The organism is uncultured Cardiobacterium sp., from assembly GCF_938028185.1.
Classification (GTDB): Bacteria; Pseudomonadota; Gammaproteobacteria; order Cardiobacteriales; family Cardiobacteriaceae; genus Cardiobacterium.
Window position 1 is genome coordinate 1 of the sequence record NZ_CALJAH010000149.1, and the last position, 3,173, is coordinate 3,173.

Annotated in this window: 2 protein-coding genes; both read right to left on the bottom strand. The window is 63.8% G+C overall.

Going from position 1 to position 3,173, the window contains the following annotated elements:
* Window positions 1-117: 117 nt before the first annotated feature.
* The gene (gene glyS, locus Q0349_RS04565) at window positions 118-2,187 is read right to left on the bottom strand and encodes a glycine--tRNA ligase subunit beta (protein ID WP_298079697.1); all 2,070 of its coding nucleotides are present in this window, start codon (window positions 2,185-2,187) and stop codon (window positions 118-120) included.
* Window positions 2,184-3,089, bottom strand: a complete 906-nt coding sequence (gene glyQ, locus Q0349_RS04570; protein ID WP_298079698.1) for a glycine--tRNA ligase subunit alpha — start codon at window positions 3,087-3,089, stop codon at window positions 2,184-2,186. Before glyQ ends, glyS begins: the two co-directional genes overlap by 4 nt.
* Window positions 3,090-3,173 lie beyond the last annotated feature (84 nt).

Sequence of the window (3,173 nt, forward strand, 5' to 3'; positions counted from 1 at the left end):
CGTCCGCTGCGGGGTTCGCCCTGCGAGAGAGGGGCTTATTCTGCTGAATTGCAAACAGCGCCTAGCGACACCAAATGAATTACAAAAAAACGCGCCCGCAGGCGCGTTTTGCTAGTGTTATTCACTCAATAGCGACAAGTCGGCGATTTGGTCAAAGCCGCGTTGCAGGGTGGTGAGCAGGGCAAGGCGGTTTTGTTGCAGCGCCGGGTCGTCGCTCATCACCATGACGTCGGTGAAGAAGGCATCCAATGGCGCGCCGAGGGTCGCCAGTTGGTCAAGGGCGGCGCGGTAGTCGCTTTCGGCAAGTGCCGCGTCAATGGCGGGGGCGAGGCTTTGCCAGCTTTGCCACAGTGCCTGTTCGGCGGGCTCTATCAGGCGGTCGGCGGCAACCGCTTCATTGCGTTCGCCGTTCTTTTTCAGGATGTTGCGGATGCGTTTGGCGCTGGCGAGCAGGCTGGTGGCGCTTGGGCTGCCAGCGAAAGCGTCCAGCGCGCGGATGCGGCGCTCGATATCAACCAAGTCATCGCTGCCGAGCGCCAGTACCGCCTGGCAGGTTTCGCTGCGGATGCCTTGTTCGCGGTAGTGGCTGTCGAGGCGCTCCAAGATGTATTCGCGCACGGCGGCGACGTGTGCCGGTGCGCCCAGCGCGGCGTCGTACTGCGCGGCGCTTTTGCCGAGCCATTCGCCCAGCGGCAGTGCCAGTTCGTTCTCGGTAATGAGGCGGATGAGGCTGATGGCCATGCGGCGCAGGGCGTAGGGGTCTTTGCTGCCGGTCGGTTTGGCGCCGATGGCGAAGCCGCCGACGAGGGTGTCAAGTTTTTCGGCGATGGCAAGGGCAAGTCCGGTGCGGGTTTGCGGCAATGCGCCGCCCGCGCCGCGCGGTTGGTATTGTTCGTCAAGTGCGGCGGCGATGTCGGCGGCGTAGCCTTCTGCAGCAGCGTAGTAGCGCCCCATCAGGCCTTGTAGTTCGGGGAATTCCATCACCATTTCGGTCAGGAGGTCACTTTTGCTGATGTGCGCGGCGGTGGCGACGTTGTCCGCGTCCGCGCCGCAGACGGGCGCGAGGGCGCGGCCAAGGGCTTCGAGGCGGCGGGTTTTGGCGGCAACCGAGCCGAGTTTTTCTTGGTACACGACGTGTTCGAGGCGCGGCAGGTAGTCGGCGAGTTTGTGTTTGAGGTCTTGTTGCCAGAAGAATTCGGCGTCGGCGAAGCGCGGGCGGATGACTTTTTCGTTGCCTTTGCGCACCGCGGCTTCGTCGGCGGATTCGAGGTTGGCGACCGCGATGAAGTGCGGGCGGATTTTGCCGTCCGCGCCGACCACGGCGAAGGTTTTTTGGTTGTCCTGCATGGTGGTGATGAGGACTTCTTGTGGCACGGCGAGGTAGCGCTCGTCGAAGCTGCCGGCGATGGCGACCGGCCATTCGGTGAGGCTTGCCACTTCTGCGAGCAGCGCCGGCGGGATGACGGCAACGCCGCCGAGTGCCGCCGCTTTTGCCTCGACTTGGGCGCGGATGCTTTCCATGCGCGTGGCGTGGCTGGCGATGATGTGCGCGCCGCGCAGGTCGGTTTCGTAGCTGGCGGCGCTGTGGATGGCGACGGCTTGCGGGTGGTGCACGCGGTGGCCGAGGGTTTCGCGTCCGGCTTTGACGCCGAAGTATTCGAGCGGCAGCACGCGCTCATCGGCGAGGGCGACCAGGGTCAGCACCGGGCGGACGAAGCTCTGTTCGTGGTCGCCCCAGCGCATCCGTTTGGCAATCGGCAGGTTGTCGCAGACGTGGCGGAAGAGGTCGGGCAGAAGCGCTTCCAGCGACTGGCCGGGTTGTTCGCCGTAATACATCAGCCATTTGCCTTTCGGCGTGTCGTCGACGGCAAGGGCGGCGACGTCCACGCCGCAGGAGGCGGCGAAGCCGAGCGCGGCTTTGCTCCAGTTGCCATTTTGGTCTTTGGCGGCGGCGAGCGCCGGGCCTTTGCGCTCAATTTTTTGGTCGCTCTGGCGGGTGGCAAGGTCGTGGATGCGCCAGGCGAGGCGGCGCGGCGTGGCGAATGTTTCGATGGCGCCGTGTGCGAGTCCGGCGTCGTCCAGCGCTTGCGCCCACAGGCTGCAGCCAGCGTCGGCGAGGGCGGTGACGGCTTTGGTCGGCAGTTCTTCAACGCCGATTTCGATGAGTAGGGTGGTGGTGGCGCTCATGCGGTTTCTCCTTGTTTACAGAGCGGGAAGCCCAGCGCTTCGCGGCTGTGGTACCAGGCGACGGCGGCGGCTTTGGAGATGGCGCGCACGCGCAGGATGTAGCGCTGGCGCTCGGTGACGGAGATGGCGCGGCGGGCGTCCAGCAGGTTGAAGGTGTGCGAGGCTTTCAGCGCTTGTTCGTAGGCGGGCAGCGGCAGTCCGGCTTCCGCCAGTTGCAGCGCCATTTTTTCCGCCGCCTCAAATTGGGCAAAGAGGCTGTCCACGTCGGCGTGTTCAAAGTTGTAGGCGGATTGTTCGCGCTCGTTTTGCTGATGCACATCACCGTAGCGGACGATGCCCTGCGGCGTGGTCGTCCAGACGAGGTCATAGACGCTATCGACGTCCTGCAAATACATGGCGATGCGCTCCAGACCGTAGGTCAGCTCGCCCATGACGGGTTTGCATTCGAGACCGCCCGCCTGCTGGAAGTAGGTGAACTGCGAGATTTCCATGCCGTTCACCCACACTTCCCAGCCCAGCCCCCAGGCGCCGAGGGTCGGCGATTCCCAGTTGTCTTCGACGAAGCGCATATCGTGTATCGCCGGGTCAATGCCAATAGCGCGCATGGATTCGAGGTACAAGTCCTGAAAACGCGGCGGCGATGGCTTCATGACGACCTGGAACTGGTAGTAGCGTTGCAGGCGGTTGGGGTTGTCACCATAGCGGCCGTCGGTGGGGCGGCGCGACGGCTGCACGTAAGCGGCATTCCACGGCTCCGGGCCGATCGCCTGGAGGAAGGTCGCGGTGTGGAAGGTGCCCGCGCCCACTTCCATATCATAGGGTTGCATGATGACGCAGCCCTGCTGCGCCCAGAAGCGTTGCAGGGTGAAAATCATCTCCTGAAAATTCAGTACTTCAGCCATAAGGGTGTCCGGTTAAGAAAAGGGCGGCATTGTAGCGCAAGCGGGGGAGGGCAGGGCGGCGGGCTGCTTCTGCTAGAAATATAT